The sequence below is a fragment of the Streptomyces sp. NPDC001002 genome (assembly GCF_053599215.1).
The window spans coordinates 104,229-121,845 of sequence record NZ_JBSFLV010000010.1; the positions used below are offsets into that span (position 1 = coordinate 104,229).

The window sequence follows — 17,617 nt, forward strand, 5'->3', positions numbered from 1 at the left end:
CTCAGGCCACCCCCCGCGCGTGCTCGACCACGGGTGCGCCGCGGTCGGGCAGCAGGACGCCGATCAGGTCGATCCTGACGCCTCCCGGCGGTGCGCCCCCGTGTTCCTGGGCCCAAGGCTCCGCGAGGGTGCGCAGCCGGTCCGCCTTGACCGGCGTGACCGCGGCCATGGGATGTTCGAAGGGACCCGCCCTGCGGGTCTTCACCTCGCAGACCACCAGGACGTCCCCGTCCCGGGCCACGATGTCGATCTCGCCCGTCCGCCCGCAGCGCCAGTTGCGCTCCAGGACGGTCAGGCCGGCCTCGCCCAGTCGCCGTGCGGCGAGGTCTTCTCCGTACTTGCCGAGTGCGCTTCGTGCGTTCATGTCGGCACCACCTCCGGCGCCAACGCTCACGCAACCGGGCAGATCAAGTTGATCTTGGTGCGCTACTCACCGGTTGTGGAAAACTCCGTCACCCACACGAGCGACCCTCACCCGCACGGACGGCATCCATCGTCACCGCACGGACGACCGTCACCGTCCCCCGCACCGGCGACAGCCCCCGTCACCCGCCCGGCAACTCCAGATCGCTCTTGTTCAGCTCCTCGATGTTCACGTCCTTGAACGTGAGGACGCGGACCTGCTTCACGAAGCGGGCGGGCCGGTACATGTCCCAGACCCACGCGTCCGCCATCGACACCTCGAAGAACACCTCACCCTGGACCGAATGCACCTGCATCTCGTAGTCGTTGGTCAGGTAGAAACGCCGCTCGGTCTCGATCACGTATTTGAACAGACCGACGACATCGCGGTACTCCCGGTAGAGCTTCAGCTCCATCTCGGTCTCGTACTTCTCGAGGTCCTCGGCGCTCATGGCATGTTCCCCTTCAGCCGTGCGATCCCACCATTGTGCGCCAGTCCCGTATGCACCTAGACGATTTCTGGGTCAAGGGTCACCGGGCCGGGCGGGGGACCTTCGTCGAGCAGCCTGCGCAGCAGCTCGGCGAGTCTGGTCGGATACACCGTCTCATGGGCCCGGGTCAGTTCCTGACAGGTCCACCAACGCGCTCCGGCGACGCTGCGCCGCTCCAGCTCGGTCAGCCCCAGGGCCTGCGTCGCCGTCTGTGTCGTACGGGCCAGGTAGTACCACTCGTCCTGGTCCCAGCGGCGGCCGGCGAACGGGAAGGAGCACATCCGCCGCCACAGCACCGGGCCCAGTTCGACCTCGGTGATGCCGGTCTCCTCGGCGAGTTCCCGTACGGCGGCCTGTTCGCGGGTCTCCTCGCCCTCGACGCCGCCGCCCGGGGTGAACCACCAGTCGTCGGAGGGGTCGTCCGGTTCATGGCCGTACAGGAGCAGGATGCGGTCGTCGGGGTCGAGGAGCACGACCCGGGCGACCTTGCGCAGTCCGCCCTCGTAGGTGTCCGTCGCCTCAGCGGGCACCCACGGGCTCCGTCCGGGTCCGGGCGCGCCGGCCGCCCAGCCGCTTGGCGATCGGGCCGTACGCGCCACCGCCGAGGACGAGCACCGCGCCGACGACGATCAGGACGACGATCAGGCGCAGCGGCCCCGGCGTGGAGAGGGCGCCCAGTTTCTCGAAGCCGGTCGGCTTCTTCAGCATGCCGTTCATGGGCCAGACGACCGCGTCGACGCGGGCCGTCACCGCGGAGCGCGCGACCGTGCCGTTCGCGGTGTCCGTGAGGTGGGCGGTGGAGTCCAGGGAGCCCTGGCGCTCGTCGCCGAGCAGGAACAGGCGGCCCTCGGGGACGGTGACGGAGGGGAAGTCCGTGATCTCGGCGAGGCTGCCCTTGGGCAGATACGGCTCGTCGATCTCCTTGCCGTTGACGGTCAGCTTGCCGTCCGTGCAGCAGGAGACCTTGTCGCCGCCGACCGCGACCACGCGCTTGACGACCGCCGAGCCCGTCACCCAGCTCGTGTCGTTGAAGACGACGACGTCGCCACGGCGTATGTCGCCGCCGTCGACGCGCTGCGCCAGCACCCGGTCACCGGCGTCGATCGTCGGTGTCATCGAGCTGGTGGGCACGGTGTAGGGCCGGTAGTCCACCGCTCCCCAGGCGAACCCTCCCAGGAACAGCACAATGCCCAGTGCGACCGCCAGTCCGGACAGTCGCTGTCCGGTCTTGCTGCCCACCGGGCCCGTGCCTGTGCCACCGCTGTGCGGGGCCGTACGCGTCATGCTCTCGCCACCCATGGATCCGCACCCTACCCGGCGGTACCTGACCCGGTCAGCCCCTCCAGGGGACCGGGGTCACAGCTCCACGATGGCTTCACGAAGGGGCGGTACGAGTGCCCCCGGCGAGTCACCTCAGCGAGTCTCGGCGGGTGCGATCCGCCGCCGGCGCCACAGGGCCACCGGCACCAGCCCGGCGACGGCGATCGCGTCGGGCGCGTTCGTCAGGGCGCCGGAGGCCGAGGACTGGTCGCCCAGGCCCGGCTGGTCGAAGGTGTCCGGGACCGGGAGGGTGTCCCAGCGGTTGATCGGCCAGGCGATGACGATGGCGCGGCCGACGACGTCCTTGACCGGGACCATGCCGTGGTGCGCGTCGTCCTGGTTGTAGCGGGAGTCACGGGAGTTCTGGCGGTGGTCGCCCATCACCCAGATGTAGCCCTTGGGGATCTTCACGGTGAACTGGCCGCCCTGATCGTCCACGCTGCACGGCGTGTTGCCGGCGTAGACGAACGAACTGTCGTTCAGCGCCTTGCCGTTGACCTTCACCGGCCCGGTGCCCTTGCAGGAGACCGTGTCGCCGCCGACGCCGATCACGCGCTTGATGAGGTCCTTCTCCTCGGCGGACGGCATCAGGCCGATCCAGCTGAGGACCTTCTGCAGCGCGTTCGGGTCGGCCGTGGGCTCGCCCGCCAGCCAGTTGTCCGGGTCGTGGAAGACGACGACCTCGCCGCGCTCGGGCTCCGACCCGAACCACGGGGTGAGCTTGTCGACGAGGACGCGGTCGCCCTGCTGGAGGGTGTTCTGCATCGAGTCCGAGGGGATCGAGAACGCCTGCACCAGGAAGGTCTTGATCAGCAGCGCGAGCACGAGCGCGATGACGATCAGGATCGGCAGCTCCTTCCAGAAGGAGCGGGGCTTCTTCGGCCCCGGCGCCGGATCCCCAGGACCTCGTCCGGATGTCGGATCGCCCGGACCCTGGTCATCGGCCCGGGTCCGCTCGCCGGACGCCGGGGCGTCACTGGTCGCCCCGGAGTCACTCCCGGGGGTCACGGCGCTGTCCGCGGCCGGGACGGCTGCTTCCGCGGGCTGCCCGCGGTGCTCCTCGCCGTCGTGTCCGGACCGTGCGCCAACCGCCACATCCCCCACGCCAACTCCTTACTCTGTGCCGCCGCCTGCCCCATCTACGGCGCAGGCCCACCACTCCCATAACGAGCGGGAGTTCCGCAGGGCTCGGGAGTTGGATCGTTCCGTTCGGATCGTCGGAGGCAACCCTATGCGACAGCTGGGGAGCGGCGGTCGTCCCCGGCACCGAGTTGGAAACGGAGGCGAAAGTTTTAGGTTCGTCGAGGCTGGTCCAGTGCCCCATGGGCCAGGCGATGACCTTGGCGCGGCCCACCACGGAGTCCAGGGACACGGTTCCGCCGTAGTCGGTGTCCTGATGTGCCCGGGAATCGGCGGAGTTGGCACGGTGATCGCCCATCACCCACAGCCGCCCCTTGGGGACGGTGATGTCGAACTGCTGGATGGAGGGGGCGTTTCCGGGATACAGGTAGTCGGTCTCGCTCAGGGGAACGCCGTTGACGGTGACCCGGCCTTGCGTGTCACAGCACTTGACGTTGTCGCCGCCGACGCCGACGACCCGCTTGATCAGGTCCTTCTCGTTGTCGGACGGCAACAGACCGATGAAGGTGAGCCCTTCCTTGACCTGCTTGATGACGATCGGGTCGCTCTTCTTGGTGGTGGTCTGCTCGTCGTCGAGCCAGCCGCCGGGGTCCTTGAAGACGACGACGTCCCCACGCTTGGGCTCGGAGCCGAACCACGGGGTGAACTTGTCCACCAGGACCCGGTCGCCGATCCGGATCGTCTGCTCCATGGAGCCGGACGGGATCACGAACGCCTGCACGAGGAATGTCTTCAGGACCAGGGCTATGAGGACGGCGACGCCTACGAGGAGAGGTATCTCCTTGACCGCGCTGCGCCGTCGTCGGCGCTTGACCTTGCGCTGCAGCTTGCGTCGGTCGGCGCGGGAGCGGCCGTCGACCGCGGGGCCGCTGCTGGTGCGCCGGGAGCCGGTGGGAAGCAGGTTCTCGGTGCCGAAAGGGTTGCTGGGCACCGAGCCCCGTGGTCTGCCGCGGTTACCCATGCGCACCGTCCCCCTTCTCAGACGCGGTCGCCTCCGCGGCGGGCACGCGCGCGTACGCGCTCGGCCGGTGCAGGCGGGTCCAGTGGGCGGTGGGCCAGACGATCCAGTCGGCGCGGCCGACGACGTCCCCCACGGGGATCATGCCGCCGCCGGGCGAGCCCAGATGGTCGCGGGAGTCGCTGGAGTCGCTGCGGTGGTCGCCGAGGACGAAGAGGGTGCCGGCGGGCACACGGACGTCGAAGGGAACCGTGGACGGACCGTCGCCGGGGAACAGGAACGTCGACTCGTCGACCGACCGGCCGTTCACCTGGAGCCTCCCCTCCTTGTCACAGCAGACCACGTGGTCTCCCCCCACACCCACTACCCGCTTGATGTAGTCGGCGTGCCCGAAGTACCCGGTTCCGTCGAACACGACGACATCACCGCGCCGCGGCTCGGCACCAAAACGGTACGCCAACTTATTTACGAGAACGCGGTCGCCGATCCTCAATCCGTTTTCCATGGATCCGCTGGGAATCTGGAAGGGTTGGACCACGAAAGCGTTGAGGAGCAGCAAAAACACCAGGCAGACCAGTGCGGTCAGGGTGATGAACCCGCCGGGCAGCCAGTCGGTGATCCGCGCCACCAACGCGAAGCGCGACCGGCCCTCCACACCCTCGGTGTCCGAGATCTCCCCGGATGTTCCCGGGGAGTCGGAAGGGCTGGAGGAGCGGTCGCGCTCCGTCGACTGTGCTTCGGTGTCCATCGGAGCCAGATGTTATCCGGCCCCGATATGACCGCCGTAAGACGCTCAGTTGTCGCGCTTCTCCTTGATCTTCGCGGCCTTGCCGCGCAGCTCACGGAGGTAGTACAGCTTCGCGCGACGCACGTCACCGCGGGTGACGAGCTCGATCTTCTCCACGATCGGGGTGTGCACCGGGAAGGTGCGCTCGACGCCGACGGAGAAGGAGACCTTGCGGACCGTGAAGGTCTCGCGGACGCCGGCACCCTGGCGGCGGATCACCACGCCCTTGAACTGCTGGACACGGGAGCGGTTGCCCTCGATGACGCGGACGTGCACGTTGACCGTGTCGCCCGGGCGGAAGGCGGGGATGTCGGTGCGCAGCGAGGCGCCGTCGACGATGTCGAGCAGGTTGGACATTTCGTCTGCTTTCTTCGCTGATGCCACAGGTCATCACCGGTACTAGGTTCTCTGAAGGATGTTGTCCGGGTCGGGGCGGGCGTCGTGTCCCCCTGTGGCAGGGGCGCACGCCGGACGGCGCACAACAGCGGCCTATTCTTCCACGCCCTCGGGCCTGCGCCAAAATCGGCCGAAGGGCTCGCCCTCCGGGTCCGGTGCCCAGCCCAGGATGGAGAGCATCTCGCGGTCCTTCTTGTCGAAGGCCTTGGGTTCGCAGCGCTCGATGAGGTCGGGCCGGTGCGCGGCCGTGCGCCGGAGTGCCTCGTCGCGGCGCCAGCGGGCGATCTTCCCGTGGTGCCCGCTGAGCAGCACGTCCGGGATGTCCCGGCCGCGCCACAGGGGCGGCTTGGTGTAGACGGGCCCCTCCAGGAGGTTCGCCATCGCGCCGGGCGCGAACGAGTCGTCCCGGTGGGACTCGGCGTTGCCCAGGACTCCGGGCAGCAGCCGGGCCACGGCCTCTGTGACGACCAGTACGGCCGCCTCGCCGCCGGCCAGCACGTAGTCGCCGATGGAGACCTCGTATACCGGCATCCGGGTCGCGTACTCGTCGATCACCCGGCGGTCGATGCCCTCGTAGCGCGCGGGCGTGAAGATCAGCCAGGGGCGCTCGGAGAGCTCGACGGCGAGTTCCTGGGTGAAGGGGCGGCCGCTGGGGGTGGGGACGATGAGGGCGGGGGCGCGGGAGCCGCTCTCGTAGCCGTCGGCCAGGACCGAGTCCAGGGCGTCGCCCCATGGCTCGGTCTTCATGACCATGCCGGGGCCGCCGCCGTAAGGGGTGTCGTCGACCGTGTTGTGGCGGTCGTACGTCCAGGAGCGCAGGTCGTGCACGTGCACGTTCAGCTGTCCACGCGCGCGTGCCTTGCCGACCAGGGAGACGTTCAGGGGCTCCAGGTACTCGGGGAAGATCGTGACGACGTCGAGCCGCATCACGCCTCCTCGTCCCTGGAGGACGCGACCTCGGCCCGGTCGTCGATCAGCCCGGGGGGCGGGTCGACGACCGCCCGCTGCTCCTCCAGGTCGATCTCGACGACGATCGACTCGACGAAGGGGATCATCACCTCGCTGCCGTCGGGCCGCTCGACGATGAAGAGGTCCTGGGAGGGCAGGTGCGAGATCTCGGTGATCCGGCCGATCTCGGTGCCGTCCTTGGTGACCACGTCCAGGTCCATCAGCTGGTGGTCGTAGTACTCGTCCTCTTCCTCGGGCAGCTCCTCCGGGTCGATCTCGGCGATCAGGAGGGTGTTGCGCAGGGCCTCGGCGCCGGTGCGGTCCTTCACGCCCTCGAAGCGCAGGAGGAGACGGCCGCTGTGGACCCGGCCGGTCTCGATGGTGAGGGGGCCGGTGGAGGCGGGTTCGGTGGCCAGGACGGCGCCGGGGGCGAGCCTGAGCTCCGGCTCGTCGGTGCGGACCTCGACGGTGACCTCGCCCTTGATCCCATGGGCCCGGCCGATACGAGCGACTACCAGCTGCACGTGCTTGCTTCTCCTGATCTACGGCAGCCTCTACGACTGCAGATACGACTACGGGCCAGGGACGGCCCAGTGGCCCTCCCCGGCCCGAGCCGGTGCTGCTTTTGGCGTCAGCGGACGTGGTCCACGTCGACGAGGTCGACGCGGACACCGCGACCGCCGATGGCGCCCACGACGGTACGCAGAGCGCGTGCGGTGCGGCCGTTGCGGCCGATCACCTTGCCGAGGTCGTCCGGGTGGACCCGGACCTCCAGCACGCGCCCGCGGCGCAGGGTGCGCGAGGCGACCTGCACATCGTCGGGGTTGTCGACGATGCCCTTCACGAGGTGCTCGAGAGCCTCCTCGAGCATGCTCAGGCCTCGGTCGACTCGGACGAGGAGGACTCGGCCGCGGCCTCGTCCTTCTTGTCGGCCTTCTTCTTCTGGGTGATGGCCTCACCCTTGCCCTCGTCGTCGCCACCGAGGGCGTCGAACACCGGGCGCGCGGCCTTCGGCTCGGCCACGAGCAGCGGCGCCGGGGCCGGCAGGCCCTTGAACTTCTGCCAGTCGCCGGTCAGCTTGAGGATGGCGAGCACGGGCTCGGTCGGCTGCGCGCCGACACCCAGCCAGTACTGCGCGCGGTCCGTGTCGACCTCGATGCGCGAGGGGTTCTGCACCGGGTGGTACAGACCGATCTCCTCGATGGCCCGGCCGTCACGGCGGGTACGGGAGTCGGCGACGACGATGCGGTAGTGAGGCGAACGGATCTTGCCCAGACGCTTCAGCTTGATCTTGACTGCCACGGGAGTGGGTTCTCCTGGATTTGACGTGGTTGGGCACGGCAGATGGCCGCGTGGGGTTGCGGTACCCGAGTGCCCGATGGACGCGTCAGCCGGAGGCGAGAGGGTTCCTGTGCGGCTGTCGAGTACAGCTAGCCATTGTGCCACACCCTGCGGGTCCCTTCGCCCCCGGGCGTGCGGGGGCATGCCTGAGGTGCACCCGGCATGCCGGGTGCCCTCGGGCTGCGCACGCCACTACGCCGTCCCGAGTGCGGCCGCCACGAGCAGCCGCACCCGTCAGCCGGCCGCCGCGCCCACGACCTCCGGGATCCGGAACGGCTTCCCGCAGCCCCCGCAGACGATCGGCGCCTGGGCGAGGACGGACGGGACCACCCGCACGTTCCGCCCGCAGTCGCACACGGCCTTGACCCGCACGCCGCCCCCGGAGGAGCCGTGGCGGGCGGCCGGACCGCGGAAGGAGCGGCCGGTGTCCGAGGACGTGGCCGCGGTGTGGGCCTTGAGGGCGCGCTGGAGCCGCTCGATGGTCGGGCGGTACCGGCGCTTGGCCTCGGGGTTGAGCGTGACCAGCGAGAAACCGCTGCTCGGGTGCGGCTCCTCCTGGTGGTCCAGGCCCAGCTCCTCGGCGATCGCGAGGAATCTCCGGTTGTGGTACCGGCCGGCACGGGACGTGTCGCGCACGCCGCGCGCGGCGGCGATGCCATGGACTGCCTCATGCAGCAGTCGCTCGAAGGAGAGCTCGTGCCCGCAGGCGGACGACGACTCTCCGATCAGGGACTCGGGCGCGGCCAGATCGGGCAGCTCGGGGTGGTACCGCTGAATGTCGGCCCACGCCTCTGCCAGCTCTGCGGCGAGAACAGGTGGTGTCTGTGTCGTGCTCACGTAATGACAACGAGCCGGAGTGCCCCTGTGTTCCGATTCCGGGCCATCCCAAATAATTTGCACGTACCCGTCAGTTGCCGCTGATGCGTCCGGACGAGGGCGGGTGCGCTGATCTGCGGAGAAGCCTCACAGCTCGTACCAAGCCGGTACGTAGCCTGACGTACGCACCTACGCGTAGTTGATGTCCACACGTAGGTGCGGCTGCGATCCGCGGATGCGCAAGGGGCGTTTCGGTCGCTCTCGCGACGGAAGGGCCCCGCCCTAGTAAGCGCGCGCGACGATCGCGACGTTACCGGGCTGCTCGTCGCTCTCGGGCACCGACCCGTCCTCGGCGACCAGACAGCGTACGGTCACCGCGTGCTCGGCCAGTCTGGCCTCGCCCTCCGTGCCCAGATCAGCCCACGGAATGCGCGCCCAGCCACCGGCCCCGGCGACCTCCACGGCCTCCTCGACCGTCGTCACCTCGGAGGTCCGGGACTCCCGACGCTCCCGCGACTGCGCGAGCAGCAGCGCCTGATCCTCGGCGAACACCTTGGGAAGCAGTTCTACGAGACTGTCGAGCGCCACCGGCTCCTTGCCCCCGGGGATCCGGCGGGCCAGCATCGCGGTGCCGTTCTCCAGGTCACGGGGGCCGACCTCGATGCGCACGGGCACGCCCTTGAGCTCCCAGTCCACGGCGCGCCGCCCGAAGGGCACGTCCGTGCGGTCGTCGACGTGGACCCGTACGCCCGCCGCCTTGAGCTGAGCGCCGAGCTCGCGGACCTTGGCCAGAACCGGCTCGTCGCCCTTGATGGCGAGGACGACGGCCTGGGTCTGGGCGAGGTTGGGCGGGACGCGCAGGCCGTTGTCGTCGCCGTGCATCATCACCAGGGCGCCGATCATGCGGGTCGTGGAGCCCCAGGAGGTCTGCCAGACGAGCTCCTGCTTGCCTTCCTTCGACAGGTACTGGGTGTTGAACGCCTTCGCGAAGGTCTGGCCCAACTCGTGGCTGGTGGCCATCTGGAGGGCCTTGCCGTCGCCCATCATGCCTTCGAGCGTGAGGGTGTTGATGGCGCCGGCGAACCGCTCCTTGACGGTCTTGCGACCGGCCACGACGTCCATCGCGAGGACCTTCACCATGAAGTCCTCGTAGACCTGGCGGTGGATGTGCGCGGCGAAGTCGCGGGCGTCCTCGAAGGTCGCGTGCGCCGTGTGGCCCTCCTGCCAGAGGAACTCCGTCGTGCGCAGGAAGAGGCGGGGCCGCAGCTCCCAACGGACCACGTTCGCCCACTGGTTGATCAGCAGGGGCAGGTCGCGGTAGCTCTGGACCCACTTCGAGAAGTAGTCGTTGATGATCATCTCGGAGGTGGGGCGGACGACCGCGGGCTCCTCCAGCTCCTTGCCGCCGCCGTGGGTGACCACGGCCAGCTCGGGCGCGAAGCCCTCGACGTGGTCGGCCTCGCGGGCGAAGTAGGACTGCGGGATCAGCAGCGGGAAGTACGCGTTCTGCGTGCCCGTCTCCTTGATCCGGGCGTCCATCTCGGCCTGCATCCGCTCCCACAGCCCGTACCCGTACGGTCGGATGACCATGGTGCCGCGCACCGGACCGTTGTCGGCCAGTTCGGCCTTGTTGATCAGATCCTGGTACCAGCGCGGAAAGTCGTCCGCCCTGGGCGTGAGTACGGGTGCCTTGGCCATGGCGAGATGGTACGGGTCCAAGTTGCCGGGATGTGAAATCTCGCCACAGACATACCGAAGCCACAAGCAGCACCCCACAAACCCTGGACGCGGCTCCTGGTGCGGAGTTACCTGGCAATGCGGGGGCAGTGCGCGCGAACGTCACGGGGGCAGGGGAAACGGGCACTGCGACAACTCTCGGCGGATTGGGGCGCTTTAGATGACACCTACGCTCGTGCGGCAGCACCATCCCCATGCGGACGAATCGCCCCGCGTGGACCTGTGTGCACGCGCGCGTGACTGGTCCGAGATCCAGGAGCGGATGCTGGTACCGCTCTACGAGGCCGTCTACGAGCGAGTTGAAGTGGGCCAGGGCACCCGGCTGCTGGGCCTCGGCTGCGGCAGCGGCCTCGCCCTTCTGATGGCGGCCGCCAGAGGTGCGGCGGTGACCGGTGTCGACTCCTCCCGAGAACGACTCGCCCTCGCACGCGAGCGGCTGCTCCCGCAGGCCTGGGGCGCACGCGCGCACGGGGACACCCGGATCGTCGACGGCACACCCGGGGACGCGGCCGACGCGGAGACGCCCGCGTACACCCTGGTGACCGCTTTCGAGCCCATCGGGTGTCTGGCGGGCGACTCGGAGGGCCTCGGCGGGCAGTTGCGGGCGGCGACTCCGCTCGCCGAGCGAGGGGCGCCCGTGGTGCTGGCCGGCTGGGGTCCGCCGGAGCGCTGCGCCACGTCGTCCGTGCTGCGGGTGGCCACCAGACTGGCGGATCCGCTGCGCAGCGCGGGCAGTTGGCGCCCCGCCCTTCGCGACGACCTGGAGGAGGTCGCCCAGCGCGCGGGCCTCAGGCCCGACGGCTCGGGACGGGTGTCCTGCCCGTTCGGATACGCCGACATGGAGAGCGCCGTACGAGGGCTGCTGTCGACGGGGCTCTTCGACGCGGCGATCACCGCGACCGACCAGGCGCAGGTGGACAAGGAGTTGGCGGAGGCCCTGCATCCGTATCAGCGGCGGGACCGGACGGTGTGGATGCCGAACGTGTTCCGGTACCTGATCGCGCGGACGCCCTGAGGACGGCTACGGCTCTTCCTTGAAGAGGCGCGTGACGCCCGCGATGCGGTACGCGTCCGTCTCCTCCAGCGTCTCGTTCTCCAGCAACGCCGCGGCGAGGTCGTCGAGTTGGCCCCGGTGGTCGCGGAGCTTGCGGCAGGCCTCCTCGTAGCACTCGTCGACGATGCGGCGCATCTCGTCGTCGATGACGTCGAGGGTCTGGGGTGCGGCGGCGAGGCCGTACGCCTGCTGGGCGTCGTTCGGGAGGGCCGAGAGCCGGCCCACCCGTTCGCTCATCCCCCACCGTGCGACCATGCCGCGCGCGATGTTGGTGACCTGTTCGAGGTCGTTCTCGGCGCCGGTCGTGATCACCCCGTAGACGACCTGTTCCGCGGCCATGCCGCCGAGGGCGCCGATGATCCGGCCGCGCAGGTACTCCTCGGTGTACGCGTATTTGTCCGCGTCCGGCGTCGACAGCGTTACGCCGAGTGCCCTGCCGCGCGGGACGATGGTGATCTTGCGGACCGGGTCGGCGCCGGGCTGGAGCATGCCGAGGAGGGCGTGGCCGCTCTCGTGGTAGGCGGTGCGCCGGCGTTCCTCCTCGGGCATCACCAGCGGGCGTTCCGCGCCGAGTTGGACCTTCTCCAGGGCTTCCGAGAGGTCGGCCTGGGTGACCTGGTCCTGCTTGCGCTTGACGGCGAGGAGGGCGGCCTCGTTGGCGAGGTTGGCGAGTTCGGCGCCGGTCATGCCCGGTGTCGTCCGGGCGACCTGAGCAAGGTCCACGCCAGGGGCGAGCGGGATCTGGCGGGTGTGGATCTCCAGGATCGCCTTGCGGCCGCCCCGGTCGGGCGGCGAGACCACGACGACCCGGTCGAAGCGGCCGGGGCGGGTGAGGGCCGGGTCCAGGACGTCGGCGCGGTTGGTGGCCGCGATGACGATGACGCCCTCGGAGCCGGAGAAGCCGTCCATCTCGGTGAGGATCTGGTTCAGGGTCTGTTCGCGCTCGTCGTGACCGCCCATTCCCGAACCGCCGCCCCGCGCGCGGCCGATGGTGTCGATCTCGTCGATGAAGATGATCGAGGGGGCCACCTTGCGGGCCTCCGCGAAGAGTTCACGCACGCGTGAGGCACCGACGCCGACGATCATCTCGATGAACTCGGAGGCCGAGGCCGAGAAGAACGGCACCCCCGCCTCCCCCGCGACCGCCCGCGCGAGCAGCGTCTTGCCGGTGCCGGGCGGGCCCGCGAGGAGCACGCCCCGGGGCATCTTGGCGCCCATCTTCCGGTAGGCGTCGGGGTTCTTGAGGAAGTCGACGACGTCGTTGAGCTCGCCCTCGACCTCGTCGATGCCGGCCACGTCCTCGAAGGTGGTCCGCTGCTGGCCCGGCTCCAGCTCGACCGGCTTGGGCGGCGCCTTGCGGCCGAGCATGCCGCCCCCACCGCCGAGCCCCGCGCTCATCCGGCGCGCGATGAAGATCCACAGGACGACCAGGAGCAGCATCGGGGCGAGCGAGATCAGCAGATTGGCCAGAAAACTACGGTGCTGTACGACCGGCTCCGCCGTGACCGTGACGTTGTGCTTGGTCAGGTCCTCCCAGAGCTGGTCGTCCGCGAAGGTCGGCCGCTCGGTGTTGAACTTGGTGTACTTGCCGTCACCCTCGGGGTTGTCCTGGCCCTTCTTGAGCTGGCCCTGGATCGCGTCGCCCTTGGCGTAGATCTTGCTGACGTTGCCGGCGTCGACCTGCTTGCTGAACTCCGTGTACGAGATGGTCGGCTCGTCGCCCTCGTTGAAGAACGACAGGATCAGGTTGGCGATCAGGTAGACGACCAGCGCGGTCAGGATCAGGCTCCACCAGCCGCCGCGCATCTTCCGCCCGCCCGGCGACGGCTTCGGGGGCTCGTCGGGAGTGCCCTCGGTACGCCAGGGCTGATCGGGGGACTTGCGCGGCGGCGCGGGGTTGGTCATATCGGCAAGTTACGACACGGGCCAGGCGTCGGCACGCCCAGGATGCGCCGAGGGCGCCCTTCCGGAAAGGGGCGCCCTCGGTGACGTAGGAGAAGGGCTGTCGGCCCATGAACCTCTTGAGCCTCACCCCGTGAAGCTCCTCAGCCTCAGCCCATGAACTTCTTGAACTCGTCCGGCAGCTCGAAGTCCTGCGGAGCCTGCTGGCCCGGCACGCCGAACGCGCCGCCGCCGGCCTCGCGCCGCTGGGCCTCCTCCAGCTCCTGCTGCTTGCGCTTCATCGGGTTGCCGGAGCGCTGCTTGCCCTTGGCCTTCTTCGGCTGCTTCTTGCTGCGGCCGGGGCCGCCGCCCATGCCCGGTACGCCCGGCATCCCGGGCATCCCGCCGCCCTGGGCCATGCGGGACATCATCTTGCGGGCCTCGAAGAACCGCTCGACGAGGTTCTTGACCGCGCTGACCTCGACGCCGGAGCCCTTGGCGATACGGGCGCGGCGGGAGCCGTTGATGATCGTCGCGTCCTGGCGCTCGGCCGGGGTCATCGACTTGATGATCGCGGCCGTGCGGTCGACGTCCCGCTCGTCCAGGTTGTTGATCTGGTCCTTGATCTGTCCCATGCCGGGCAGCATGCCGAGCAGCTTGGAGATGGAGCCCATCTTCCTGACCTGCTCCATCTGGGCCAGGAAGTCGTCCAGGGTGAAGTCCTGGCCCTTCTTGGACGCCAGCTTGGAGGCCATTTTCTCGGCCTCTTCCTGACTGAACGTCTTCTCCGCCTGCTCGATCAGGGTGAGCAGGTCACCCATGTCGAGGATGCGGGAGGCCATCCGGTCAGGGTGGAAGGCGTCGAAGTCCTCCAGCTTTTCGCCGTTCGACGCGAACATGATCGGCTTGCCGGTGACCGAGGCGATCGACAGGGCCGCACCACCGCGGGCGTCACCGTCGAGCTTGGAGAGCACCACGCCGTCGAAGCCGACGCCGTCGCGGAAGGACTCGGCGGTGTTGACCGCGTCCTGGCCGATCATCGCGTCGACGACGAAGAGGATCTCGTCGGGCGAGACGGCGTCGCGGATGTCCGCGGCCTGCTGCATCAGTTCCTGGTCGATACCGAGGCGGCCCGCGGTGTCCACGATCACGATGTCGTGGACCTTGGACTTCGCGAACTCGATGGAGTCCTTGGCGACCTTGACCGGGTCACCGACGCCGTTGCCCGGCTCGGGCGCGAAGACCGCGATCCCGGCCCGCTCGGCGACGACGCTCAGCTGGTTCACGGCGTTCGGGCGCTGGAGGTCGGCGGCGACGAGCAGCGGCGAGTGCCCCTGATCCTTGAGCCACTTGCCGAGCTTGCCCGCGAGGGTGGTCTTACCGGCACCCTGCAGACCCGCGAGCATGATCACGGTCGGCGGGTTCTTGGCGAAGCGCAGGCGTCGCGTCTCGCCGCCGAGGATCGTGACGAGTTCCTCGTTGACGATCTTCAGGACCTGCTGGGCCGGGTTCAGCGCCTTGTTCACCTCGGCGCCGAGGGCACGCTCCTTGACGTTCTTGATGAACGTCCGGACGACAGGCAGGGCCACGTCGGCTTCGAGGAGGGCGATGCGGATCTCACGCGCCGTGGCGTCGATGTCCGCTTCGCTCAAGCGCCCCTTGCCGCGCAAGTTCTTGAAGGTCGCTGAGAGACGATCGGAGAGAGTATCGAACACGGCGGAGTCGGTCCTCGGAGTCGGGGGCAGTGTAGGCGTCTTCCAGGGTATCCGGCCGCGCAAGACAATCGTCCCCGCCGGCCGGGTTCAGCGGGCGGGGACGGAGATCAACCCCGCCTCGGCGGGGAGCACGCGGCCTCGGAGAGCCGGCCGTCGCCGCGCAGCGGACCACCCCCGCGCCGGCGGGGAACATCGGCTCGACGCACGACATGACCGCAAGGTCACGCCCGCAGCATCTCCTCCAGTTTGCGCGCCACCGCCGCCGCTTCCTCGCCGGGCAGGGCGGCGCCCTCGGGACCGGTCACATAGAAGGCGTCGACCGCGTTCGCGCCCAGGGTGGAGACGTGCGCGCTGCGCATCAGGACGCCCGCGTCCTCCAGGGCCCTGCCGATCCGGAAGAGCAGTCCGGGGGCGTCCTGGGCGCGGACCTCGATGACCGTGGCGAAGCGGGAGGCGGCGGAGGCGACCGTCACGCGGGCCGCCGGTGCCACCACGCCCCGGCGGCGCGGATAGGCCGCGTCCCGTTCGGCGAGACGGCCCGCGATGTCCAGGGAGCCGTCCAGCGCACGGACCAGGTCGGCCCGCAGCCGCGCGGCCTGGGGCAGCGAGCCGTACTCGGCGGCGACCCGCCAGTTCAGCAGCAGCACGGAGCCCTCGACGCCGTCCGGCAGGTCCAGGGCGCGCAGTTCGGCGGTGCGCACGGTGAGCCGGTGCATCGCGAGCACGCCGGCCACCGAGGGCAGCACCCGGGGCTGGTCGGGTACGGCGATCAGCAGCTCCACGCCGAGCGGCTCGGGGTCCCCGGCCGGCTGATCCTCCGTGGGCGGCTCGGTCTGCGCGCGCAGGGCGAGGACCGGGCTGCCGGTGGCGACCGCCTCGATGGCGAGCCGCTCCTGCTCGGCGGTGGGCGCGGCGGACTCGGGCTCCTCGGGGACGTCCCCGGCGAGCACGGCGCCGACCCGCTTCACCAGGTCGGCGACGAGGGACCCGCGCCAGGACGACCAGGCCGCGGGCCCGGTGGCCAGCGCGTCCGCCTCGGTCAGCGCGTGCAGCAGCTCAAGGGTGCTCTGTGTGCCGACCGCCTCGGCGACCGCGCGCACGGTGGCCGGGTCCTCCAGGTCGCGCCGGGTGGCGGTCTCGATGAGCAGGAGGTGATGGCGTACGAGGGTGGAGAGCACCGTGACGTCCGCGCGGTCGAAGCCGATGCGGGCGGCGACGTCCTTGGCGATGATCTCGCCGGCCACCGAGTGGTCGCCGGGCCAGCCCTTGCCGATGTCGTGCAGCAGCGCGGAGACCAGGAGGAGGTCGGGGCGGCTGACCCGGCGGGTGAACTCGGAGGCGCGTACGGCGGTCTCGATCAGGTGCCGGTCGACGGTCCAGATGTGCACGGCGTTGCGCTGCGGCCGGCAGCGCACCCGCTCCCAGTCCGGGAGGAGCCTGGTGATCAGGCCCTCGGCCTCCAGCGCCTCCCAGACCTCGATGGTGGGCTGCCCGGAACCGAGCAGCGTGACGAGCTGTTCGCGTGCCTCGGCGGGCCAGGGTGTGGGCAGCGGGCGCACGGTGGCCGCCAGGCGCCGTACGGCGTGCAGGGAGAGCGGCAGGCCGGCCTGGGCGGCGGCGGCCGCGGCGCGCAGCGGCAGGACGGGGTCGCGCTCGGGGCGTGCGGCCCGCGCGAGCACCACCTCGCCGTCCTGCTCGACCACGCCCTCGGCGAGCGGGGAGCGTTCGGTGACGGGCTTGTTGCCACCGCCGAGCATGGCGCGCAGCCGCGGCCGCACGGCCCGCGACCTGAGCACGCGCCCCACCTCGCGCCAGGTGACGTCACTGGCGTACGAGATGACCCGGGCCGCCTCGTACACCTGGCGGAGCAGGGTGTCGGCGTCGAGCAGGCCGAGTTCGGCGGCGACCTGGTCCTGCTCCTGGAGGGCGAGCCGGTCGGTGGCGCGGCCGGTGGCAAGGTGCAGCGCGTCGCGGACGTCGAGGAGTCGGCGGCGGGCGTCGTCGAGGCCCTCGCGCGGGGCGTCGGCCAGCCAGGAGGCGGCGACGGCGCGCAGGGTGGTGGCGTCGCGCAGGCCGCCGCGGGCTTCCTTGAGGTCGGGTTCGAGGAGGTACTGCAGCTCGCCCTGGCGCTCGGCGCGCTCGACGCAGAGTTCCTGGAGTTCGGGGAGGCGTTTGGGTGCCTGGTTGCGCCAGTCGGCGAGGACCGAGGTGCGCAGGGCGGCGGTGAGGCCGAGGTCGCCCGCGATATGGCGGGCGTCCAGGAGGCCGAGCTGGACCTTGAGGTCCTCGCCGGCGGTCTTGCGGGCCTCGGCCGGGGTGCGGACCGAGTGGTCCAGGGCGAGGCCGAGGTCCCAGACGGGGTACCAGATGCGGTCGGCCAGGGCGGCCACCGCGCCGGAGTCGGCGCCGTCGTGCAGGAGCAGCAGGTCCAGGTCGCTGCGCGGGGAGAGCTCACCGCGCCCGTAGCCGCCGACGGCGACCAGGGAGACGCCCTTGAGATCGGTGGCGCCGGCGGTGAAGAGCCCGGACAGCCAGTCGTCCGTCAGTTCGGCCAGGGCGGCACGGCGCGGCGGCCCGGACCGCGCCCCCTCCTGGAGGGCCCGCGGTGGCATCGTCTCCCTCGAAGGTAAC

At 70.2% G+C, this 17,617-nt stretch carries 18 protein-coding genes; 1 reads left to right on the top strand and 17 read right to left on the bottom strand.

Features of this window, described 5'->3' with window-relative positions:
• Position 1: 1 nt before the first annotated feature.
• The 14 genes from ACWDR3_RS08005 to proS all read right to left on the bottom strand — a co-directional run bounded on the left by ACWDR3_RS08005 (position 2) and on the right by proS (position 10,297).
• Positions 2 to 364, bottom strand: coding sequence for a YraN family protein (locus ACWDR3_RS08005; RefSeq protein ID WP_450351604.1), 363 nt, complete (start codon positions 362 to 364; stop codon positions 2 to 4).
• Between the two features lie 181 nt (positions 365 to 545).
• Entirely contained in the window at positions 546 to 854 is a 309-nt protein-coding gene (locus ACWDR3_RS08010) for a DUF2469 domain-containing protein (RefSeq protein WP_003965949.1), read from the bottom strand.
• 56 nt (positions 855 to 910) lie between these two features.
• Positions 911 to 1,423, bottom strand: a complete 513-nt coding sequence (locus ACWDR3_RS08015; protein ID WP_123997462.1) for an NUDIX hydrolase — start codon at positions 1,421 to 1,423, stop codon at positions 911 to 913.
• Complete coding sequence (gene lepB, locus ACWDR3_RS08020) at positions 1,413 to 2,192, bottom strand: signal peptidase I (protein WP_450351605.1); 780 nt, start codon at positions 2,190 to 2,192, stop codon at positions 1,413 to 1,415. Before lepB (ACWDR3_RS08020) ends, ACWDR3_RS08015 begins: the two co-directional genes overlap by 11 nt.
• A gap of 114 nt (positions 2,193 to 2,306) precedes the next feature.
• A complete protein-coding gene (gene lepB, locus ACWDR3_RS08025; RefSeq protein WP_450351606.1) occupies positions 2,307 to 3,317 on the bottom strand; it encodes a signal peptidase I in 1,011 nt (336 codons plus the stop codon).
• On the bottom strand, positions 3,205 to 4,314 hold the full coding sequence (gene lepB, locus ACWDR3_RS08030; RefSeq protein WP_450351607.1) for a signal peptidase I: 1,110 nt from the start codon (positions 4,312 to 4,314) through the stop codon (positions 3,205 to 3,207). The genes lepB (ACWDR3_RS08025) and lepB (ACWDR3_RS08030) overlap by 113 nt, the downstream gene beginning before the upstream one ends.
• Positions 4,307 to 5,059, bottom strand: a complete 753-nt coding sequence (lepB, locus tag ACWDR3_RS08035; protein WP_450351608.1) for a signal peptidase I — start codon at positions 5,057 to 5,059, stop codon at positions 4,307 to 4,309. The genes lepB (ACWDR3_RS08030) and lepB (ACWDR3_RS08035) overlap by 8 nt, the downstream gene beginning before the upstream one ends.
• A gap of 45 nt (positions 5,060 to 5,104) precedes the next feature.
• Positions 5,105 to 5,455: a 50S ribosomal protein L19 gene (gene rplS / locus ACWDR3_RS08040; protein ID WP_123997467.1), complete on the bottom strand. Its 351-nt coding sequence runs from the start codon at positions 5,453 to 5,455 to the stop codon at positions 5,105 to 5,107.
• Between the two features lie 132 nt (positions 5,456 to 5,587).
• On the bottom strand, positions 5,588 to 6,421 hold the full coding sequence (gene trmD, locus ACWDR3_RS08045) for a tRNA (guanosine(37)-N1)-methyltransferase TrmD (RefSeq protein WP_450351609.1): 834 nt from the start codon (positions 6,419 to 6,421) through the stop codon (positions 5,588 to 5,590).
• Entirely contained in the window at positions 6,421 to 6,966 is a 546-nt protein-coding gene (rimM, locus tag ACWDR3_RS08050) for a ribosome maturation factor RimM (protein ID WP_450351610.1), read from the bottom strand. Before rimM ends, trmD begins: the two co-directional genes overlap by 1 nt.
• A gap of 107 nt (positions 6,967 to 7,073) precedes the next feature.
• Positions 7,074 to 7,313: an RNA-binding protein gene (locus ACWDR3_RS08055; protein ID WP_007384965.1), complete on the bottom strand. Its 240-nt coding sequence runs from the start codon at positions 7,311 to 7,313 to the stop codon at positions 7,074 to 7,076.
• A 2-nt stretch (positions 7,314 to 7,315) separates the two neighbouring features.
• Complete coding sequence (gene rpsP, locus ACWDR3_RS08060; RefSeq protein ID WP_123997470.1) at positions 7,316 to 7,744, bottom strand: 30S ribosomal protein S16; 429 nt, start codon at positions 7,742 to 7,744, stop codon at positions 7,316 to 7,318.
• A 273-nt stretch (positions 7,745 to 8,017) separates the two neighbouring features.
• Positions 8,018 to 8,620 (bottom strand): hypothetical protein, encoded by a 603-nt coding sequence (locus tag ACWDR3_RS08065; protein ID WP_123997471.1) that lies wholly within the window; start codon positions 8,618 to 8,620, stop codon positions 8,018 to 8,020.
• Between the two features lie 261 nt (positions 8,621 to 8,881).
• Complete coding sequence (gene proS / locus ACWDR3_RS08070) at positions 8,882 to 10,297, bottom strand: proline--tRNA ligase (RefSeq protein WP_450351611.1); 1,416 nt, start codon at positions 10,295 to 10,297, stop codon at positions 8,882 to 8,884.
• 199 nt (positions 10,298 to 10,496) lie between these two features.
• On the opposite strand from proS, the gene ACWDR3_RS08075 reads away from it, so the two are divergent.
• A complete protein-coding gene (locus tag ACWDR3_RS08075) occupies positions 10,497 to 11,351 on the top strand; it encodes a methyltransferase domain-containing protein (RefSeq protein ID WP_450351612.1) in 855 nt (284 codons plus the stop codon).
• 6 nt (positions 11,352 to 11,357) lie between these two features.
• Here the strand turns inward: ACWDR3_RS08075 and ftsH are convergent, their stop codons facing one another.
• The 3 genes from ftsH to ACWDR3_RS08090 form a co-directional block, all read right to left on the bottom strand.
• Entirely contained in the window at positions 11,358 to 13,295 is a 1,938-nt protein-coding gene (gene ftsH, locus ACWDR3_RS08080; protein ID WP_450351613.1) for an ATP-dependent zinc metalloprotease FtsH, read from the bottom strand.
• 146 nt (positions 13,296 to 13,441) lie between these two features.
• Entirely contained in the window at positions 13,442 to 14,986 is a 1,545-nt protein-coding gene (gene ffh / locus ACWDR3_RS08085) for a signal recognition particle protein (protein WP_450351614.1), read from the bottom strand.
• A 221-nt stretch (positions 14,987 to 15,207) separates the two neighbouring features.
• The gene (locus tag ACWDR3_RS08090; RefSeq protein ID WP_450351618.1) at positions 15,208 to 17,598 is read right to left on the bottom strand and encodes a [protein-PII] uridylyltransferase; all 2,391 of its coding nucleotides are present in this window, start codon (positions 17,596 to 17,598) and stop codon (positions 15,208 to 15,210) included.
• Positions 17,599 to 17,617 lie beyond the last annotated feature (19 nt).

Coding starts and splice junctions, on each gene's coding strand:
- lepB (WP_450351605.1), bottom strand. CDS start 2,192: ATGGGTGGCGAGAGCATGACGCGTACGGCCCCGCACAGCGGTGGCACA.
- ACWDR3_RS08075 (WP_450351612.1), top strand. CDS start 10,497: ATGACACCTACGCTCGTGCGGCAGCACCATCCCCATGCGGACGAATCG.
- ACWDR3_RS08010 (WP_003965949.1), bottom strand. CDS start 854: ATGAGCGCCGAGGACCTCGAGAAGTACGAGACCGAGATGGAGCTGAAG.
- trmD (WP_450351609.1), bottom strand. CDS start 6,421: ATGCGGCTCGACGTCGTCACGATCTTCCCCGAGTACCTGGAGCCCCTG.
- ftsH (WP_450351613.1), bottom strand. CDS start 13,295: ATGACCAACCCCGCGCCGCCGCGCAAGTCCCCCGATCAGCCCTGGCGT.
- lepB (WP_450351607.1), bottom strand. CDS start 4,314: ATGGGTAACCGCGGCAGACCACGGGGCTCGGTGCCCAGCAACCCTTTC.
- ACWDR3_RS08055 (WP_007384965.1), bottom strand. CDS start 7,313: ATGCTCGAGGAGGCTCTCGAGCACCTCGTGAAGGGCATCGTCGACAAC.
- lepB (WP_450351608.1), bottom strand. CDS start 5,059: ATGGACACCGAAGCACAGTCGACGGAGCGCGACCGCTCCTCCAGCCCT.
- proS (WP_450351611.1), bottom strand. CDS start 10,297: ATGGCCAAGGCACCCGTACTCACGCCCAGGGCGGACGACTTTCCGCGC.
- ACWDR3_RS08005 (WP_450351604.1), bottom strand. CDS start 364: ATGAACGCACGAAGCGCACTCGGCAAGTACGGAGAAGACCTCGCCGCA.
- ACWDR3_RS08090 (WP_450351618.1), bottom strand. CDS start 17,598: ATGCCACCGCGGGCCCTCCAGGAGGGGGCGCGGTCCGGGCCGCCGCGC.
- rplS (WP_123997467.1), bottom strand. CDS start 5,455: ATGTCCAACCTGCTCGACATCGTCGACGGCGCCTCGCTGCGCACCGAC.